At 34.7% G+C, this 20752-nt stretch carries 19 protein-coding genes; all 19 read right to left on the bottom strand.

Going from position 1 to position 20752, the window contains the following annotated elements:
• Positions 1-127 precede the first annotated feature (127 nt).
• The gene (locus tag TMATH_RS03215; RefSeq protein ID WP_012994707.1) at positions 128-442 is read right to left on the bottom strand and encodes a PTS sugar transporter subunit IIA; all 315 of its coding nucleotides are present in this window, start codon (positions 440-442) and stop codon (positions 128-130) included.
• 21 nt (positions 443-463) lie between these two features.
• Positions 464-1780, bottom strand: a complete 1317-nt coding sequence (locus TMATH_RS03210; RefSeq protein WP_013149960.1) for a PTS sugar transporter subunit IIC — start codon at positions 1778-1780, stop codon at positions 464-466.
• A gap of 12 nt (positions 1781-1792) precedes the next feature.
• Positions 1793-2119 carry a PTS sugar transporter subunit IIB gene (locus TMATH_RS03205; protein ID WP_028991742.1) on the bottom strand — a complete coding sequence of 109 codons (327 nt, stop codon included), beginning with the start codon at positions 2117-2119 and terminating at the stop codon, positions 1793-1795.
• Between the two features lie 27 nt (positions 2120-2146).
• Positions 2147-2386 (bottom strand): hypothetical protein, encoded by a 240-nt coding sequence (locus TMATH_RS03200; RefSeq protein WP_013149958.1) that lies wholly within the window; start codon positions 2384-2386, stop codon positions 2147-2149.
• A gap of 13 nt (positions 2387-2399) precedes the next feature.
• Positions 2400-4478: a BglG family transcription antiterminator gene (locus tag TMATH_RS03195; RefSeq protein ID WP_013149957.1), complete on the bottom strand. Its 2079-nt coding sequence runs from the start codon at positions 4476-4478 to the stop codon at positions 2400-2402.
• A 501-nt stretch (positions 4479-4979) separates the two neighbouring features.
• Entirely contained in the window at positions 4980-6380 is a 1401-nt protein-coding gene (gene hydG, locus TMATH_RS03190; protein ID WP_012994703.1) for a [FeFe] hydrogenase H-cluster radical SAM maturase HydG, read from the bottom strand.
• A gap of 72 nt (positions 6381-6452) precedes the next feature.
• Complete coding sequence (spoVB, locus tag TMATH_RS03185) at positions 6453-8009, bottom strand: stage V sporulation protein B (RefSeq protein WP_013149956.1); 1557 nt, start codon at positions 8007-8009, stop codon at positions 6453-6455.
• 277 nt (positions 8010-8286) lie between these two features.
• A complete protein-coding gene (locus TMATH_RS03180; protein ID WP_013149955.1) occupies positions 8287-9459 on the bottom strand; it encodes a M20 metallopeptidase family protein in 1173 nt (390 codons plus the stop codon).
• A 15-nt stretch (positions 9460-9474) separates the two neighbouring features.
• Positions 9475-10269 carry a glutamate racemase gene (gene murI, locus TMATH_RS03175; RefSeq protein WP_013149954.1) on the bottom strand — a complete coding sequence of 265 codons (795 nt, stop codon included), beginning with the start codon at positions 10267-10269 and terminating at the stop codon, positions 9475-9477.
• A gap of 239 nt (positions 10270-10508) precedes the next feature.
• Positions 10509-11768: a phosphoribosylamine--glycine ligase gene (purD, locus tag TMATH_RS03170; RefSeq protein ID WP_013149953.1), complete on the bottom strand. Its 1260-nt coding sequence runs from the start codon at positions 11766-11768 to the stop codon at positions 10509-10511.
• A 12-nt stretch (positions 11769-11780) separates the two neighbouring features.
• Positions 11781-13307 carry a bifunctional phosphoribosylaminoimidazolecarboxamide formyltransferase/IMP cyclohydrolase gene (gene purH, locus TMATH_RS03165; protein WP_013149952.1) on the bottom strand — a complete coding sequence of 509 codons (1527 nt, stop codon included), beginning with the start codon at positions 13305-13307 and terminating at the stop codon, positions 11781-11783.
• Between the two features lie 76 nt (positions 13308-13383).
• A complete protein-coding gene (gene purN / locus TMATH_RS03160) occupies positions 13384-13992 on the bottom strand; it encodes a phosphoribosylglycinamide formyltransferase (RefSeq protein WP_012994696.1) in 609 nt (202 codons plus the stop codon).
• On the bottom strand, positions 13989-14999 hold the full coding sequence (purM, locus tag TMATH_RS03155) for a phosphoribosylformylglycinamidine cyclo-ligase (RefSeq protein WP_013149951.1): 1011 nt from the start codon (positions 14997-14999) through the stop codon (positions 13989-13991). Before purM ends, purN begins: the two co-directional genes overlap by 4 nt.
• 17 nt (positions 15000-15016) lie before the next feature.
• Positions 15017-16414 (bottom strand): amidophosphoribosyltransferase, encoded by a 1398-nt coding sequence (gene purF / locus TMATH_RS03150; protein WP_013149950.1) that lies wholly within the window; start codon positions 16412-16414, stop codon positions 15017-15019.
• Positions 16393-18594, bottom strand: a complete 2202-nt coding sequence (gene purL, locus TMATH_RS03145) for a phosphoribosylformylglycinamidine synthase subunit PurL (protein WP_013149949.1) — start codon at positions 18592-18594, stop codon at positions 16393-16395. The genes purF and purL overlap by 22 nt, the downstream gene beginning before the upstream one ends.
• A 2-nt stretch (positions 18595-18596) precedes the next feature.
• Positions 18597-19271: a phosphoribosylformylglycinamidine synthase subunit PurQ gene (purQ, locus tag TMATH_RS03140; RefSeq protein WP_013149948.1), complete on the bottom strand. Its 675-nt coding sequence runs from the start codon at positions 19269-19271 to the stop codon at positions 18597-18599.
• Between the two features lie 2 nt (positions 19272-19273).
• Positions 19274-19522 carry a phosphoribosylformylglycinamidine synthase subunit PurS gene (gene purS, locus TMATH_RS03135; RefSeq protein WP_011025203.1) on the bottom strand — a complete coding sequence of 83 codons (249 nt, stop codon included), beginning with the start codon at positions 19520-19522 and terminating at the stop codon, positions 19274-19276.
• A gap of 2 nt (positions 19523-19524) precedes the next feature.
• Positions 19525-20232 (bottom strand): phosphoribosylaminoimidazolesuccinocarboxamide synthase, encoded by a 708-nt coding sequence (purC, locus tag TMATH_RS03130; RefSeq protein WP_013149947.1) that lies wholly within the window; start codon positions 20230-20232, stop codon positions 19525-19527.
• A 19-nt stretch (positions 20233-20251) separates the two neighbouring features.
• A complete protein-coding gene (gene purE / locus TMATH_RS03125; RefSeq protein WP_012994690.1) occupies positions 20252-20713 on the bottom strand; it encodes a 5-(carboxyamino)imidazole ribonucleotide mutase in 462 nt (153 codons plus the stop codon).
• Between the last annotated feature and the right edge of the window lie 39 nt (positions 20714-20752).

The raw sequence follows: 20752 nt of genomic DNA, 5'->3' as shown, positions 1-20752 counted from the left end.
TAGATTTGTAGTTGTCTTGTGGACAAATGACTTTCAAAGCTTCGGGTCATAATGACAAAAAAGAAACAAGGTGATATAATTATTATAAAAATACTACCCGGAATTTCCGGGTAGTGAGGGGCTTTTATTATTGTCTTTTTTCTAATTGATTGACTCTTTTATAGAGCTCAATCATTCTTTTTATTAAATTTTTTTCAGCAAGGGCTGTCATAAGCTGGTCTTGAGCATGAATTACTAGAAAATTTGGAGCCGCATTTTGTTCTCCTTGAGTGAGCATATTTTGGTATTTATGACCTTCATAAAACTCTTCATCTGCTTTTTCAAGATGCCTTTCAGCTTCTTCAAAGTCTCCTCTTTCGGCTGCATCCAATGCTTCATAAGCCTCTGCCCTTGCATTTCCTCCATGTAATACTAAGTTATATATTATCTGTTCTAACTCCATTAGTTTCACTCCCATCACAAATTACTCGTGGTCTGCTTCTTGCTTTTCGTTTTTTAAAAGTTGAGCTTCATACATTTTAAAGAAGGGATAATATATAATCGCTGTTACAATTAAATTTACCAGCTGCAACAAAGCTCCTTGCCAATGACCACCAGTAGATAAAAATCCGCTTATAAAAACTGGAACTGTAAAAGGCAATTGTATTAAAGGTCTTGGTACTAAGTTTACAGCAAAAGCAAAGTAATTTATTGTTACAACAGCTGCTGGAGCTAATATAAACGGAATAATGAGTATCGGATTTAACACAATAGGTGTACCAAAAATTAGTGGCTCGTTTATATTAAATATTGCAGGTATAAGCTCAGCTCTCCCAATTGTCCTAAGTTGTGCAGAAGCTGAAAGTAAAAACATTATTGTCAAAGCCCATGTAGTACCTGAACCACCTAAATGAGTAAACACATGGAAGAAAGGTTCAGTTACAATGCCTGGTAAAGGCAGCCCTTTTGCTGCAGCTTCTGCATTTGCAGCTAATTGAGTCATCCAGAAAGGATAAGCAATTGAGGAAACAACATTCATACCGTGAATTCCTAATGACCACAAAAGCATCATGAGTATTATTTCAGCTAAAGCTGCAGGATAACTATTTGATGCAGCAACAAGGGGTTTAAATAAGTCAAGCACCAATTGTGGCAATGTTATATGGAAGTTTGACCAGACAATCCATTCTACAATCCACGCTGACACTACCATTACAAACATCGGAACAAATGCCAAAAAGCTTCTTACCACATAAGGTGGTACACCTTCAGGCATTTTTATTACCAAGCCACTTTTGTTAAAGAATTTCACAACTATTGCCGAAATTATCCCTATTATTATTGCTACAAACAAGCCTTGACCACCGAGATAATTTAGTACATCTCCAAAAGTAACTTTTGTCACATCTGTTGCAGGAAAGCTTGTTATAAAAAACGCTAACATTGAAATAATTCCCGTCATCGTCTCATCCAAGTCCCAGCGCGTAGCAAGGCTATAAGCTGTACCAAAGGCTACCATCATAGCCATTATCCCAAAAGTGAGTTGGAAAGGTATCAGGATTTGTGCGGCAATAGGTTTTACTGCTCTTGCCCATGCATGTATAGGTGCCCAATTAATTCCCTCTGGTGGATTCGCTATAATCAAGAAAAGAGCACCAGTCAAAATCACAGGCAAAGCAAAACTTGAAAATGCATCTCTAATTGACTGCAAATACACATTTTGCGCCATACGGGCAAGAACTGGCATCAAAGACTCTTCCATCCACTTCATAAACCAATTGTTTGAAAGCCTATCGTTCATTTTATTCCCTCCTTAAACTTCTTTTCCACTTTTTTTAGCAAGCTCAATTATTTGATTTAATATTTTTTTGCCATCCATCATAGCAAAAGCTTGCATATCAACTATATCAACAGGGATATTGTATTTGGAAGCAATTGACTCAATTTCTTTTTTGAGATGCCTTACTTGCGGTTCTAATAATGCTACATCGTACTCCTCTGCTTTCTTTTTGAATTCTCCTGTACCTCCGGCATCTACCACAACGTCCAATCCTTGCTTTTTAGCTTCATCTGTTACTTTTTTAGCAAGCGCACTGGAAGTTGCTCCCCAGCTGCAGAGTATTACTCCTCTTATTCCTATTTTTAACACCTCCTTCCAAAGATTATTTCATTTTTTCTTTTTAAGCTTTTTATGTTGTTTTTGTAGGTTGCTATCATAAAGTTGTATCATTTTTATGACATAAGTCTGTATTGCAAACACTATCAACATAAAGGTACTTCCAAAAGCCATTATTTTTAAGCCACTAATGACACTATCATGAAGCATGGCATAAAATCCTGTAGAAAACCATACTACTCCTAAAAGTAAATAAAAAATTTTTCTTTGAACTCTCGATATGCTAAACATTTCTGATCCTCTCCTAAATTACCCTTTTTACTTCTTCATAAAATTTTCTCAATAACACCTCTTTTATTTTTTCTTTGACCTCATTTTGGGTCTGCGCTTCGTTAAGAGTATTTACTAAATCAACTCTTTCAATTAATGACATGCTCAAATCTCCCAAAACTTCGATTCCCTCTCTATCGCCTTCTGGTGCCACCATCAAAAAAGCTGTCTTTATTTTTTCATAATCTCCTATAAGATTTTTCATCTTAACCTCTTCTATCAATTTTCCTACAACTACTATAGGAATATCTATATTTAAAATTGTACAGTGATATATGACAAATCCTTTATTGGGTAATACTATTTTACCCAAGCTTTCTCTTTTTAAAAGTCTTTCCTTTATTTGTTCTTTTTGATCTTCATTAATTAAATTTTTACCCACCAAATTCTTTAGAATATACTCTATTATTTGAGGAGAATTTTCACCTTTTACAGCCATATAACTGGTGGCATCGCATAGCTCTAAAATTCTCTTGCCATAATTGGCTATGTGTAAAGCCTCTTTTTTAAAATTTCCTTCTTCTTCTCTTTTTATTCCATATTCCATAATAAAGTCCGTGTTTAATGCATTTTTTAACTTTTCTACATCTTCTTTTAAAAGCAAAGGATTTACTACAACGACTTTTTTGTCTTTTATGTCAAGAGGTATTGTAGAAACAATTAAGTCTATATCATCTCTTCCTTTTAGATCTTTTAGTTTTATACTGGAGGTAACATCTACTATGTTTATTTGTGGAAACATCTGAAGTTTTGACATCAGCATTCTGGAGGTTCCAATACCACTAGCACATACCACCATTATGTTGTATTTTTGGGAAGCTTCCTTTTTCCTCTCTAAAGCTGCACCAAAATGCATAGCAATATATCCAATCTCATCTTCTGGAATATCCAGGTTTAATCTTTTTCGCAAAACATCGCAAACTCTATTACTTTTTTCAAAAAGCAAAGGATATTTTGTCTTTATATCCTCCAACAAAGGGTTTCTTATATCAAGTCCCATCTTCAATCTGTATACTGCAGGAACTAAATGGCTCTTTAAGCCATCTTCCAAAAACTCATCTTTTGAAAAACTGACATCAAAAATTTTTTCTGCTTCTTTTATCATGTCCCGGGCAATAATCTCTATGTCTTTGTCATTGTAATTTTGAGTAGTTGACCTGTACTTTGCACCTATAAGGTGTATTGTCACATAACCAATCTCATCTTCAGGTATAGGTATATCCAATTCTTCTTGTAAATATTTAGCTAACTTTTTAGCAAATTTATATTCGCTAGTCTTTTTAAGTTCCTGTAAATTGTCTTCCCCCATTTCAATAGTTTCACCATTTTGAAGCCTTTTTATAGCCAAGGCAAGGTGAACAACAAGACCTAAATAGGAACTTTCTACAATTTCGTAGTCAATTTCCGATTCTACTTTTAAAATTGCCTTTTCTATTTTCAAAACAGTATCGTAGTCAATTAAGTTTAAAAGCCTTAAATCTATGTTTTTTTCAATATTGTTTTTTGCGAGAAATCCTGTTTTTAAGAAATCAATCAAATCTTTAGTATCAAAATTTTCATACAAAAAATTAGCTATAGCTTTTCTAAAAGAGTTTTCGCTTCCTGATATATAAACGCCATAACCTGGCTTTGTTATTAATGTTAATCCTTGTTTTTTAAGCCACTTTTCCAATTCTTTAAGGTCATAACTTATTGTAGAAGTGGTGACGCCAAATTTTTTGCTGAAATACTGTAATTTAACAGCTTCTTTTAGCTGCAAAAGCTCTGACAATATCATCTTTCTTCTCTCTTTTGTTTCAAATTCTGAAGGATATCCCACTATATCTAGCTTTAGTTTCTCAATATCAGCAATATTACCCTCTATAGCCAGTCCATAAGTTTTATTTACAATTTTTAAGTTGTAATTTTTAACAAATTCATTTATAGAAGCAATTTCTCTGTATACTGTCCTTTTGCTTATATCAAATTCTTTCATAATGTCTTCTATTCTTGTACTTGTTGCGGACAGTATCTTTCTTAAAATTTGCAGTTGGCGCCCTCTTAATTTATTCATTTTACATCATCACTTTTATGTGCCATTAATTTAATAATAGTATCTCTTTTTACAACTATATTATACACTTAATTGCTAAATTAACAAGGGAAAGATGTAAATCATCTGGCATTAGCATTGTGTCAAATTTTTAATTGTAAAAATATACGAAATAAGACCTCGTAAAAGCGAGGTCTTATTTCGTTGACAAAGTCAAAAAATTTTAAAATAGGATATTTTGCATCGTCACTCCGATGTTCCAAAGCGACAAAACTAAACTCGACCTTCGGGCTCCGGCAGGGTTCCGGGCACATTCGACATCCCTGTCTTAGTGCCCGCCTCCGCCATCCGTGGCTACGGCCCTGCCTCCACCCTCGGTCTTGTTAAGTTTTGTTGCCGCTTTGTCACAAGTCGTTCCTTATGCAAAATATCCTATTTTCGAAAGTTTGTCAAAAAACTGAGACCTCGTGAAAACGAGGTCTCAGTTTTTTGATAAGTTTTATTTTCTTGGCATTTTGCATATTAAAAATAAAGGTCTCTTTCTCCATTTTCTATTCTTGTAAGCCTTCTCTTTGTCTCTTCTCTTACAGTTCTTGATGGAATTTTCTCTAAATTTACCGCTATTGCTTTTTCTCCAATTTTCTTGGTTTTTTCATCTCCATAATCAATTAAAAATTCTTTAAAGGTCAGTATAGCATTTGGTAGGCAGAAGTTGTGTATTTGTCCTGATTTTGCAAAACTCATAAACCTATCTCCTGTACGTCCCATTCTGTAGCAGGCAGTACAATAACTTGGAAGATAGCCTTGTTCACACAAAGTCCTTAAAATTTCATTAGGGCTTCTTTTGTCTTCTACCTCAAATTGTGGCTTTGAGCCGCCCTTTTTGGATATCTCTTCATGATATCCACCTACTCCTGTACAAGAACCGGCACTAATCTGAGAAATACCAATGCTTATTACCTCTTCTCTAAATTTAGGTTTTTCTCTTGTAGACAAAATCATTCCTGTATAAGGTACTGCCATTCTTATGACTGCTACTAATTTTTTGAAATCTTTGTCTGATACAATATATGGAAATTTATCTATAGAAATGTTAAGGGCTGGTCTAAGTCGCGGTACTGAAATAGTATGTGGCCCAACTCCAAATTTCTCCTCTAAATGGTTCGCATGATAAAGCATTGCAACAGTTTCGTATTTATAATCATAAAGCCCATACAAAACTCCTAATCCTACATCGTCAATCCCCGCTTCCATAGCCCTATCCATAGCAGTCAAATGATAATCATAATCGTGTTTTGGCCCTTGGGGATGCATGTATTCATACGTGGGCCTGTGATAAGTTTCTTGGAATAAAACATAAGTTCCTATTCCCACTTTTTTGAGTTTTTTGTAATTTTCTACAGTAGTCGCAGCAATATTTACATTTACTCTTCTAATACTTCCGTTCTTAAGTTTTGTATCGTATATCGTCTTTATTACGTCAACTATATAATCTATAGGGCAATTTACAGGGTCTTCTCCAGCTTCAACTGCTAATCTCTTATGTCCCATCTCTTCCAAAATTTCAACTTCTCTTCTCACTTCTTCCATTGTAAGTTTTTTTCTTTGTTGTTCATTAGAATGTCTGTAACCACAATATCTACAGTTGTTTACACAGTAGTTACTAACATAGAGGGGAGCAAAAATCACAATCCTATTCCCGTATATTTCTTCTTTTATATACCTTGCTACTTTAAACATCTCATTGAGCAAATCCTCATCTTCTACATTTAAAAGTACCGCTGCTTCTTCAGGAGTAATGCCTTTTAGGTTTTTAGCTTTCTCTATAATTTCTAATGCATCTTTACTTGTCGCTTTTTTAGCCTTTTCCAAATCTTGTCTTATCTTTTCATCATTAATAAAATCTGCTTTTTCTTTTACCATATTTTATCTCCTCCCTTACCCTCAGGAAAATTCCCTTGGGCTTAGTTTTATTTTTATTATATACTATTATTGTTAATTTTTCAACAAAATTATTTTCTTTAATTCTTCAATATAAGGCAGTTGCAAGGCAGAACAAAGCATTAAATAGGCAAGAAACCCTGTTAAAATTGACAAAAAAATATTTATCCACATATTAACATTAGCTTCCAACAATTTACTGTGGATAATTATAACTATTGCTCCCATAATTGTTGATGCAATTATCGGTTTTATAAGCCAATTTAAATAGTCTATTCTTAATCCTGTCATTTTTATGAGTTCAAACATATTTAGCATTAAAATAAGAGCATCGGCAAATATAAAGCTGTATATATATCCAAAAAGTCTAAGTTGTGGCATGGCAGTTAAGTAATACATACCTACAATACACACCCCTAGCCATATTATGGAATTCTTTAAAACTACAGTTTGTTTTCCTAATCCATGGAGAATACTCGCCACCACTGCTTCTAAAAACGCGAATATACTTCCCAGGGAAATCACTCTCACAAAATTCCCTACTCCTGGTGAAGAAGGATACAAAAGCTGAGAAATTTGATCAGGAAGAGCTAAAAATAAAATTATAGCAGGAAAAGCTACTAAAGTAGTATAGCCAATTGCTTGGTTAATCCTAAGTCTTACTGCATCCCACTTTCTTAGAGCAGCTGCTTCAGAAACGGCAGGAAGTACAGTAGTAGAAAGACTTGAAGTTATAACTGCTGGCATGTATGCAAGAGGTATTGCCATACCTAACATTTTACCAAATTCAGACATTGCTTCACTGTGACTAAGTCCTGAAGCAACAAGTCTTGAAGGAATTATTAAAGATTCCGCTAAATCTACTACATTTACAATTAATTTTGAAAAAGTAATGGGTATAGCAGTAATCACTAACGTTTTTGCTATAGAAAAAGCCTCCCATTCTCTTCCATCATAAGACATTTCTCTGTTTATAACTTTCACTTCTTTTTTGTAAAAAAGTATGTACATAAGGAAACTGGCAATTTCACCTGCAGATATGCCAAATATAGCTATTGCTACTAAATACTCAAGTTTAGCTCCTGTGAAAAGTTGGATTAAATATAAAGTTATTGATACGCGCACTATTTGCTCAACAATTTCTGAAACTGAAGCAGGTATCATATTTATAACTCCTTGAAAAAAACCCTTAAACACTGATGAAGAAGCAACAATGATAAGCACAGGAGCAAATATAAGAATTGATAAAAGTGCTCTTGGTTCGTGAAGTAATTCTTTAGCTACGTACGTTGCCTTAAAAAAGAGCAAGGAAGAAATAGCAAAAGCAAATATCAATACTATCAAAAAAGTAATTTTTAAAATTTTAAACACATTTTTTTTGTTTCCTTTTGCTTTTTCTTCCGAAATAAAGCGTGAAGTGACAGCCATCGTGCCAGAAGTTAAAAAAGTTATTGAAACAAAGTATATAGGAAGAACTAATTGATAAATACCCATACCTTCTGGGCCTAACATATTTGATAAAATTATTCTAAAAATAAATCCAATACTCCTGTCTATAATGTTGGCAATAGTCAATATAAAAGCACCGCGAATAAATGACCTCTTGTGCATAAACAACACCTCACAATAGTTTATTCGCGGTGCTTTTTATATATGAAAAAAACCGGCAGTATGCCGGCAGTAAAGGGGGATTAGGGGGAGTTTTTAAATACTTAAATTGAAGGGGGGGTAAGATCTACCATTGTTAATGGCTTTCTCTCACCTGTTGGCAGAGGTGATAAGTTCACATTACCTTTTCTCCGACAAATATTATGCACCATTTGATGAAAAATGTCAAGATTTGATTTAAATATTTTTTTACATGAAATTTTTCATGCAAGTTTTACTTTTAACTATTTGAGTTTAAATAATTTAACACAATGGATAGATGCAACGCTACACCAATTTTAATGCATCCCTCATCCACATTAAATTGATTGCTATGTATAGGTTTATTTATCCCCTTTTCTTTATTCCCACAGCCTAATTTGTAAAAACAGCCAGGAACTTTTTGCAAGAAGTAAGCAAAATCTTCTACTCCCATTGTTGGGAGCACTTCTACCACATTATCTTCCCCCAGCAAAGTTAAAGCAGTTTCTTTTACAAGGTCTGTCATACCTTTGTGATTTACAAGACAAGGGTACCCTCTTGTTCTTTTAAATTCTACTTCCCCTCCCATAGTTTTAGCTGTGTTATGACAAATCCTTTCAACTGTTTTAGCAATTTCATCTCTTTTTTCTTCTTCCATCATTCTTATAATTCCAGACATCCTCACTTTATCCGCTATTATATTCCTTGCATATCCTCCTTCAATAGTACCAATAGTCAGTACCATAGGACTTAGTGGATTTGCTTTTCTGCTAACAACAGTTTGTAATATATTTACAATATTAGCTGCAATTACTATAGCATCTACTGACTTGTGGGGTTCAGCTCCATGACTACTTTTCCCTTTCACAATTATATCTATCATGTCAGAAGAAGCATAAGCTTTTCCATAGGTTATCCCTATTTGTCCCACTTGAAGTTCGGGGTCTACATGTAATCCTATTATAGCATCAACTTTAGGATTTTCTAAAACCCCTTCTTCAATCATCGGAAGAGCGCCGCCTGTTGTTTCTTCTGCTGGTTGAAATATAAATTTAACATTTCCCTTCAACTCATCCTTTATATTTGCCAAAAGTTTAGCTGTGCCAAGAAGTATAGCTGTATGAACATCATGTCCACAAGCATGCATTCTTCCTGGAATTTGCGATGCATATTCTACATCATTTTCTTCTTGAATTGGAAGAGCATCCATATCTGCTCTTATAGCTATCGTTCTGCTTCCATTGCCTTTAAGTGTACCTATAACGCCAGTTTTAGCAATTCTTTCTACCTCAATCCCTAAATTTTTTAAATAATCATAAACAATTTCAGAAGTTTTTGTTTCTTCAAAACCTAATTCAGGGTACATGTGTATTTTTCGTCTTAATTCTATTACTTCTTTTTCTACTTTTTTAACTTCTTTGAGAATATCCATCCCAAATCCCACCTGTTAATATTTTTCTATGTCTACATGCAAAACATTCTCAATTTTCTCGCCTAATAGCATTTCTGCCGTTTTGATAAAATTATCTTTATCTCCACTTACAAAAAATTTTGTCTTGCCAATGTTTTGAATATTAAATAAATCTCTCCTTAATAAATAATCTTTAACATCATAGGCTAATTTAATTGCAGGGTCTACTATTTTTACATTTTCTCCCACTATTTCTTCTATAACTTCCATCATTAAAGGATAATGAGTACAACCTAAAACAAGAGTATCTATATCTCTTTCTCTTAATTCTTTTAAACAATTAGAAGCAGTTTCAAAAGCTATTGGAGAATTGTATAATCCTTTTTCAATAAGAGGGACAAATTCCGGACATGCCTTTTGGTAAACTTTAATATTTTTATCAATAATTTTTATATTCTTTTCATAGCTTTTGCTTTCAACAGTTCTTGTAGTTGCAATAACACCTATTTTTTTGTTTATAGTATATAGGGCAGCGCTCTCTGCTCCCGCTTTTAAAACATCAAAAAGAACCACATCATATTCGCTTTTATTTATAACTGCACAAGTAGTATTACAAGCTATTACTACTGCTTTGACTTTTTGTTCTCTCATAAAATTTAAAATCTGTTTTGCAAATTTTTTTATCTCTTCTTCACTTCTATCGCCATAGGGAACTCTTTTTGTATCACCAAAGTAAATATAATCTTCTCCAGGTAAAACCTCAACAAGTCTTTTTAGTACTGTAAGTCCTCCCACTCCGGAGTCAAAAATGCCTATTGGTCGTAAGTCCATTTCATCACATCCTAATAAAAATTTAAGTCAATTAATTATATACACCATGGTAGTTATTTATATCATAATTCATTACTTATTTTCTGTACAAAATTGAAAAATAATCTTTTTTTCCAGTCATTTCACAAAGAAGTGACAAAGTTTTGTTTTGATTGTACACATACTCCCCCCATTTTAAAAATTAAGACACACGTTAGAAGATATTATACCATAATTTTAGCCAATTAAAAATGCCAGGTTTACACCTGGCTCAATAAAGCGATATCTTTTCTATAATACATTCCATCAAAGCGTATTTTTTCAATCTCCTTATAAACTTTTTCTCTCGCTTCCTCATACGAATCCCCTATTGTAGTAACAGCAAGTACCCTTCCACCCGATGTGGTAATTTTACCATCTTTTAATGCCGTTCCTGCGTGGTATACAAAGGCCTCTTTTACTTTTTCTAACCCCGTTATCTCAAAACCTATCTGATATTCCCCGGGGTAACCGTTTGATACCGCAACAACACATACAGCCTTTTTGTTTTCCCATTCAATTTGTATTTTATCAAGTTTTCCTTCTATGGTAGCTTCCATTATATCAATAAGGTCTGTTTTTAAAAGGGGCAGTACAACTTGTGTTTCAGGGTCTCCAAATCTTGCATTGAATTCTAAAACCTTAGGCCCTTCTTCTGTAAGCATTAAACCTGCGTACAACACTCCTTTATATACAATGCCTTCTTTTTGAAGTGCCTTTACCATTGGTTTTAAAATACTTTCCATTACTTCTTTTAAAGTTTCTTCCTCAAGATAAGGATTTGGTGCAATGCTTCCCATACCTCCAGTGTTAGGACCTTTGTCTCCTTCATAGACCTTTTTGTAATCCATAGCAGAAACCATAGGTAAAATATTTTCTCCATCTGTAAACGCGAATACTGACGCTTCTTTTCCAAAAAGCATCTCTTCTATTATTACTATATCTCCTGATGCACCAAAAATCCTTTTTTTCATCATTAAATCAAGAGCCTCTTTTGCCTCTATAAAATCTTTTACAATAAACACTCCTTTACCCTGTGCCAGTCCATCTGCTTTCATCACAACAGGATACCATGTCTCTTTCAAAAATTTCAGAACCTCCTGATACTTGTCAAAGGCTTTAAACCTTCCAGTAGGAATATTGTATTTAGAAAGAAGCTGTTTAGTAAAATATTTGCTCCCCTCAATAGCCGCAGCACTTTTATTAGGCCCAAAGATTTTAAGCCCTGCTTTTTCAAATTCATCCACAATACCTTGAACCAGTGGCATCTCTGGCCCTACAACTGTTAAATCAATGTTATTTTTTATAGCAAATTCTTTAAGCCTTTCAATATCACCAACTTTTATGTCAACACATTCTGCCAAAAGACCTATGCCAGCATTTCCGGGAGCACAGTAGATTTTATCTACTTTAGAACTTTGTGAAAGTTTGTGAACAATTGCATGTTCTCTTCCTCCGCCCCCTATGACTAAAACCTTCATACTAAATCCTCCTCAATGTTTAAAGTGCCTTATGCCAGTAAATATCATTGATATGCCACCTTTGTCTGCAGCTTCAATTGATAGTTCATCGTTTTTTGAACCACCCGGCTGGATTATAGCAGTTATACCAGCCTTTGAAGCTACCTCCACAACATCTGGAAATGGGAAAAAGGCATCTGATGCAAGGACACTTCCCTTTGCTTTTTCGCCTGCTTGTTTGATTGCTTGTTCTGTCGGCCATATCCTGTTGACTTGTCCCACGCCAATACCTACTGTAGCTCCATCTTTTGCTAAAACAATCGCATTGGATTTTACGTGCTTTACTACCTTCCAGGCAAACCTTAAATCTTCCATCTCTTTTTGAGTAGGTGCTTTTTTAGTAACTACTTTCAAATTATTCTCATCTAAATCTATTTCATCCTTTTCTTGAACTAAAAGTCCGCCTTCTACTTTCTTTAAATCATATTCTTTTTCATATCCTTCTTTTAACCTCAATATCCTTAAGTTTTTCTTTTTCCTTAAAATCTCTAAAGCCTCTTCTTCAAAGTCTGGAGCAATTACTATTTCTAAGAATATTTTTATAAGTTCTTCAGCTGTTTTAACATCTACAGTTCTATTTAATGCTACAATTCCCCCAAAAATAGAAACAGGATCACTCTCATAAGCTTTTAAGTAAGCATTGTATATATTATCTGCAATAGCTACTCCACAAGGATTTGTGTGCTTTACCGCAACTGCTGCAGGCTCTTTAAACTCTCTTAGAAGCTCTATTGCGGCATTTGCATCGTTTATATTGTTAAAAGAAAGCTCTTTACCGTGAAGCTTAACACATTCTGCAATGCCATAGGCTTTTATAGGATTTTTATAAAAAGCTGCTTTTTGATGAGGATTCTCACCATATCTCATGTCTTGAGCTTTTTCATAGGCAAAGGCCATAACTTCGGGAAACTCTATGTTATTTTTTTGTATCAAATAGTTGTATATCAAAGAATCGTAAAGGGCTGTATGACCAAAAGCTTTTGCTGCCAGATAAAATCTGGTCTCTTCTTTTGTATTGCCATATTGTTTTATTTCTTCAATGACTGTATCATAATCCTTTGGATCTACAAGAATAGTCACATATTTGTAGTTTTTAGCTGCAGCCCTTATCATTGACGGGCCACCAATGTCTATATTTTCTATTGCTTCTTCTAAAGTCACATTTTCTTTGAGGATTGTTTCTTTAAAAGGATATAAATTTATGACAACTATATCTATTGGTTCAATGTCATGTTCTTTTAAAGCTTTAATGTGCTCTTCATTGTCTCTTATTGCAAGAAGCCCTCCATGAATTTTAGGGTGAAGCGTTTTTACTCTCCCGTCCATAATTTCAGGGAAACCTGTTATGTCTGACACTTTTATTACATTTACTCCATTTTCTTTAAGAAGGTTATAAGTCCCACCTGTTGATATGACTTCATATCCTAATCCATTTAGCTTTTTAGCAAATTCAACTATGCCTTCTTTTTTTGAAACACTTATTAACGCTTTTTTGGCCATAAGATCGCCTCCTTTTTTCTATTTTTATGATCCGTTCGAGTTTAAGATATATCTGTGTCAAGATTTTTCACAGTCCCTATAATATCCTTACTTTCCTTCCTTCGACTTTTAATTTCCCCTCCGTAAAAAGCTTAACTGCATAAGGTAAAACCTTGTGTTCTACTTCCAGCACTTTTTTTGCAATAGTCTCTGGCGTATCTTCTTCATCAATTTTCACGACTTCTTGAAGAATAATTGGGCCTGTATCTGCTCCCTGGTCAACAAAGTGCACTGTACAGCCGGTGTATTTTACTCCGTATTCATAAACCGCCTGATGTACCTTCATTCCATAAAATCCTTTGCCACAAAAGGCAGGAATAAGTGAGGGATGTATATTTATTATCTTGTTTTCAAATCTTTCTACAATTTCCCCACTGAGAATTGTCAAAAAACCTGCAAGAATTATTCCATCAGGACTCAATTTTTCAAGAAGTTTTAATAACTCTTCCTGAAAATTTTCTTTTAATTCTTTTTTGGGGAGGCAGTAAGTAGCAATTCCGTGTTTTTTTGCCCTTTCAAGAGCATAAGCTCCTTTTTTATCACTAATGACAGCAATTATCCTGGCATTTATATATCCTTCTTCAATGGCATCAATTATTGACTGCAAATCAGTCCCGTTACCTGATGCCATCACCACAAGGTTCATAAAATTACACCGCCTTCGCTTTCTACTATCTCCCCTATTATATAAGCTTTTTCACCTATGCCATTTAATTTTTCTAAAGCCTTATCTACATCAGACGGGTCAACTATAACTATCATTCCAATCCCCATATTAAAAGTGCGATACATTTCTCTTTCTTCAATATCTCCCAATCTTTGAATTAAATTAAAAATAGCTGGAATTTCCCAACTTCCTTTGTTTATTTTTGCAGCTATACTTTTTCTTAGTATTCTTGGAATATTATCAATAAAACCTCCACCGGTAATATGAGCCATCCCTTTAATTTTTAACCCTTTTAAAGCCTCTATTGACTTGACATATATTTTTGTAGGAGTAAGGAGTGCCTCTCCTAAATTTATCCCAAGCTCTGGTATAAAGTCTTTTACTGAAAAATTGTTTTTCTCAAAGAAAATCTTTCTCACTAAAGAATATCCATTGCTATGAATTCCAGAAGAGGCAAGCCCAATTATGGCATCTCCTTCTTTTATTAATTTTGTATCAATCAGCTCTTCTTTTTCTGCTATTCCTACACAAAAGCCTGCTAAATCGTACTCTCCTTCTTTATAAAAGCCTGGAAGTTCTGCTGTCTCTCCTCCTATCAGAGCACACCCGGCTATTTTACAACCTTCTGCTATTCCTTTGATTACTTCTACTGCAGTCTCACTTTTTAACTTTCCTGTAGCAAAATAATCAAGAAAAAACAAAGGCTTAGCCCCAGTTACAATAATGTCATTTACACACATAGCTACAAGGTCTATCCCTACAGTATCGTGTTTGTCCATCATAAAGGCTATTTTAAGTTTTGTCCCAACTCCATCAGTGCTGGATATAAGTACAGGATTTTTATAATTTTTTATCTCAATAAGACCAGCAAAACCTCCTATCCCTTCTAAAACATATTCATTTAAGGTTTGCTTAGCTATTGGCTTTATCATCTCCACCAGTTTATTGCCTTCATCTATATTTACCCCAGCATCTTTATAATTCATAATTATACACCTACTTTTTATGTTTTCTCAAAAAGATACTTGTTTCCTTCTTTTGGAACATACATAGGATAGTCGCCATCAAAGCAACCTGTGCAAATAAATTTAAGTCCTACACTTTTTATAAGCCCTTCAATGCTTAAAAACTGTAAGCTGTCAGCCCCTATTACTTTGCATATCTCTTCAACTGACATCCTCGCCGCTATCAGTTCTTTTTTTGTCGGGGTATCAATTCCAAAGTAGCAGGAATATTTAACAGGAGGTGAACTTATCCTCACATGAACTTCTTTTGCCCCTCCATTTTTTAGTAGACTCACTAATCTTTTCATAGTTGTGCCTCTAACAATTGAATCATCTATTAAAACTATCCTTTTGCCTTGTATCAATTCTTTTAAAACATTTAACTTTATTCTCACTCCTGTCTCTCTATCCCTTTGGTCGGGAGCAATAAAAGTTCTGCCAACGTATTTATTTTTTATAAGTCCTTCCCCCATTGGTATACCTGTTTTGAGAGAATAACCTCTTGCAGCAGCAACACCTGAATCTGGAACTGGTACTACTAAGTCTGCATCTACAGGTGCTTCTTCAGCTAATCTTTTCCCCATCTCCAATCGTGTAAAATAAACACTTTTTCTATCTATGACACTGTCAGGTCTAGCAAAATAGATGTATTCAAAAACACAAGGCTTCTTTTTTTCTTCTCCTTCTAACTTAACAGACTCTATTCCTTTTCCATCAATTATAACTATTTCTCCTGCTTCTACATCTCGTATCAACTCTGCTCCTATTACGTCAAAGGCACAAGACTCAGAAGATAAGAAATAAGTGTCATCTTTTTTACCTATACAAAGAGGCCTTATACTGTTTACATCTCTTATCCCTATTAATTTATTGGCTGCTAAAATCACCAAAGCATATGAACCTTTTATTTGTTTTATTGTTTCCTTGAGGGCTTCTATTAAGCCCTTTTGGAAATTCTTCGCAATTAAATGAAGAATTATTTCGCTATCTGTTGTAGTTTGAAATATTCTACCGTCATCCTCCAATTGACCCCTTAACTCTTTTGCGTTTATCAAATTGCCATTATGGGCAAGAGCCATATATTCATTTTTAAAATTAGCAACGAGGGGTTGAGCATTTATAATGTCATTGCTGCCCGTAGTAGAATACCTTACATGGCCTATCCCCATTTTTCCCTCTAATGTCTTTAAATTTTCCTTATTAAAGACCTCACTGACAAGTCCCAACCCCTTAATACAATTTATTTTTTCGCCATCATAAATAGCTATACCTGAACTTTCCTGCCCTCTGTGCTGCAAGGCTTGTAAGCCATAATAGATATAAGAAGTAACTGAAGTGGATAAACTAAAGGCACCAAAAACACCACATTCCTCTTTTAATTTCTCTCCATTTCCCATTTTATTCTCCCTCTCCAGCTTTCCTCTAAGGCCTCCAAAGGAAGGTCTATTATTCTTTTACCATTTACATCAATTACTATATCTTTACCCTCTACAACTCCTACTTTTTGCGCTGGAACTTGGTATTCATAAGCTATTTTTAACACTTCATCTACCTTTTCAGGACTTGCAGTAATTAATGCTCTTGATTGAGATTCAGAGAACAACTCTACATCCTCTCTAAGAGAAGTTTGTAGCGAAATTTTTGCACCTTTTTTGCCTGCAATTGCACTTTCAACCAAGGCAGCCGCAAAACCGCCCTCTGATATGTCATGAGAAGACTTAATTAAGCCTTCATCAATAAGTTTTAACACCAATTCTTGCAATCTTTTTTCCTCTTCCAAGTCTATTCGAGGTGGTTGCCCTTTTACCATTCCAAAGCAAACTTTAAGATACTCACTTCCTCCAAGCTCTCCTTTATTCTTACCTAAAATTATAATTACATCGCTTTCTTTTTTAAAGTCCATTGTACAAATTTTTGATACATCCTCTATAAGTCCTGCCATTCCTATTACAGGAGTAGGATAAATGGCCTCTCCCTCATTTTCATTGTAAAGACTGACATTTCCGCTTACCACAGGGATTTGAAGTGTTTCACAGGCTTTAGCTATTCCAAATATAGAATTTTTTAACTGCCAATATATTTCTTTCTTTTCCGGATTGCCAAAATTCAAACAATCCGTAACCCCTATAGGCTTAGCACCAACCATACAAAGATTTCGAGCTGCCTCTGCTACAGCAACTTGAGAACCTATATAGGGATCTAAATAACAATATCTACCATTGCAGTCCGTTGTCAATGCAACAGCTTTCTTTGTACCTTTTATCCTCACAACAGCTGCATCCATACCTGGAGTTATTACTGTGTCTGTCCTCACCATATAATCATATTGACTGTATATCCATTCTTTACTTGCAATATTTAAAGAAGAAATTACATCTTTTAGAGCTTTATTCATATCCTCTGGAGGTTTTACCTCATTTATATCCAACTTATTGACATCTTCTTGCCATTTAGGCACTTCTTCTTCTCTCACATATTGTGGAGCACCTTCTGTTAAAGACTTGGCTGGAACTTCCGCAACTATTTTTCCCTCTTTAATCACTCTTATCATTCCATCATCAGTGATTTTCCCTATTGTGGCGGCATTCAGTCCCCATTTTTTAAATACCTTTTGTACATCTTCTTCCTTGCCTTTCTCTACTACAACCAACATCCTCTCTTGAGATTCAGAAAGCATTATTTCATAAGGTGTCATTTCCTTTTCTCTCAAAGGTACTTTATCAAGGTCAATTTCCATTCCAACTCCACCGCGGGAAGCCATCTCGCAAGAAGAAGAGGTAAGACCTGCCGCTCCCATATCTTGTATAGCAACTACGGCATCTGTTTCAAAAAGTTCTAGACATGCCTCTAGAAGCAGTTTTTCCATAAAAGGGTCGCCAACTTGAACAGAAGGTCTTTTTTCTTCTGATTCCTCGCTTAATTCCTGAGAAGCAAAACTTGCACCTCCAATACCGTCTCTCCCCGTAGTAGCACCTACTATCATAACAGGGTTACCTATACCTTTTGCTATCCCTTTTTTTATTTTGTCTTTTTCTACAATTCCTACACACATCGCATTTACTAAAGGATTTCCTTTGTAACTTTCTTCAAAATAGGTATCTCCACCTACTGTAGGAATTCCTATGCAATTTCCATAATCCCCTATACCGGCTACCACGTTTTCGATGAGATATTTAGTCCTTTTATCCTCAGGAATTCCAAATCTCAAAGAATCCAAAAGAGCAATTGGCCTTGCTCCCATTGTAAATATATCTCTTATTATTCCCCCGACACCTGTGGCTGCTCCTTGATAGGGTTCAATCGCAGAAGGGTGATTATGGCTTTCTATCTTCATCACAACTGCCAAATTATCTCCAATATCCAATATTCCTGCATTTTCTCCCGGTCCTTGTATTACTCTTTCACCTTTTGTAGGTAAATATTTTAAAAGAGGTTTAGAATTTTTATAGGCACAATGTTCAGACCACATAACACTATACATACCTAATTCAGTTATATTAGGCTCTCTTCCTAATATCGAAATAATTTTTTCATACTCCTCATCAGTAAGTCCTAATTCTCTCCATATTTTATCCATCCTTAAACCCCGCCTTTTACAAAATTATCCACTATTGATCCTAATATATAAAGCCCGTCAGTATTACCCAGCAAGGGGGCATAAGCTCTCTCTGGATGAGGCATCATTCCTAAAACATTTCCTTTTTTATTTATAACTCCGGCTATTCTATCAACAGAGCCGTTGATATTTTCTTTGTACCTAAAAACAATTTGATTGTTCTCTTTTAATTCTCGTAAAGTTTTGTCATCTACATAATAATTGCCTTCTCCATGAGCAATTGGAAGTAAAATCTCCTGCCCTTTTTTAAGCCTTGTAGTAAAAGGAGTCTTATCATTTTCAACTATTATACTGACAGTCTTGCAAATAAATTTCAGCCCTTCATTTTTTCTCAAAGCTCCCGGCAAAAGCCCTGCTTCTGTAAGTATCTGAAATCCGTTGCATATGCCTATAATAAATTTTCCTTTTTCTGCTTCTTCACTGACAGCTTCCATGACAGGCGAAAACCTCGCAATAGCCCCTGCCCTCAAATAATCACCATAAGAAAATCCTCCTGGTAACATTATAACATCATACTTACTCAAATTTTTTTCTTGATGCCACACATATTCTACTTCTTCACCAAGCCCATCTTTAACAGCATAATAGCAGTCCACATCGCAATTGGACCCTGGAAAAACTATAACAGCAAATTTCATCTTTATCCCTCCACAATTTCAAAGGTGTAATCTTCAATAATTGGGTTTGTCAGTATCCTTTTGCACATCTCATCTACTTTATCCTTTAGGAGGGATAAATCGCCATCCTCAAAAGTTAATTCTATATATTTCCCAACCCGCACCTCTTTTACTTCTTCGTACCCTAATGAGTGCAAAGCTCCCTTCACTGCTTTTCCTTGAGGGTCAAGTATTCCCTTTTTTAAAGTTATATAGACTTTTGCAATTAGCACTTTTACATACCTCCAAGTCTTTTTAAAATTTCTAAATATGCTTCTTCTACTTTACCCAAATCTTTTCTAAATCTATCTTTATCAAGTTTTTCCATAGTGTTTTTGTCCCAAAATCTGCAAGTATCAGGAGAAATTTCATCAGCTAATAATATTCCTTCATTACTTTTGCCAAATTCTAATTTAAAATCTACCAAAATAATGTCTTTAGATAAAAAATATTCTGATAAAATTTTGTTGACTTTAAACGTCATTCCTGTCATAATTTCGATCTCTTCTTTGGTGGCTAATTCGAGAGCTTGTATGTGATATTCATTAATCATTGGGTCTTTCAATTCATCATTTTTATAGGAGAATTCTAATACAGGCGTTTTAAACTTTAGTCCTTCTTCAAGGCCTAATCTTTTACAAATACTTCCCGCTGCATAATTTCTCACGATAACTTCCAAAGGAAAAATTTCAACCTTTTTAACCAACATTTCCCTATCACTAAGTCTTTTCACATAATGGGTGGGTATATTATTTTTTTCTAATAATGTAAATAAAATTGCAGAAACTTTGTTATTTACTACTCCTTTTTCGGCAATTGTGCCCTTCTTTAAGCCATTAAAAGCAGTTGCATCATCTTTATATTCGATGATATAAAAGTTTTCTTCCTCTGTCTTATAGACTTTTTTGGCTTTTCCTTCATAAAGTAATTCTCTTTTTTCCATATTTATCTCCTCCAATCTCTTAATTATTTAACACTTCTTCAGCCATTTTTTCCCTATAATCAGCTAAGGCTTCCTTCAAATAAGTATACTTCAAAGAGAGAATATGACAAGCTAAAAGTGCTGCATTTTCTGCTCCATCTATAGCCACAGTTGCAACAGGAATACCTTTAGGCATTTGAACTATTGATAAAAGGGAGTCAAGACCATCTAAAGTAGAAGACTTTATGGGAAGACCAATAACGGGCAAGAGTGTATAAGAAGCAATAACTCCAGGCAGATGAGCAGCCTTTCCTGCACCTGCAATGATTATATCATAATATTTATCCGCATTTACAGCAAACTCTTGTGTCTCAAAGGGAGTCCTATGGGCAGACAACACTTTAACATCATAGGAAATTTCAAATTCTTCAAGAATTTTTGTGCATCTTTCAACTACAGGCAAATCAGATTTACTTCCAACAACTATAGCCACCTTTGGCATTTTTATACCTCCTTTTCTTTTAAGCCCCCAATTAGTAAG

The sequence above is a fragment of the Thermoanaerobacter mathranii subsp. mathranii str. A3 genome, from assembly GCF_000092965.1.
GTDB classification, from domain to species: Bacteria; Bacillota; Thermoanaerobacteria; order Thermoanaerobacterales; family Thermoanaerobacteraceae; genus Thermoanaerobacter; species Thermoanaerobacter thermocopriae.
Note: the sequence above shows the minus strand (reverse complement) of the source record. Positions and strands in the feature narration are given on the sequence as shown.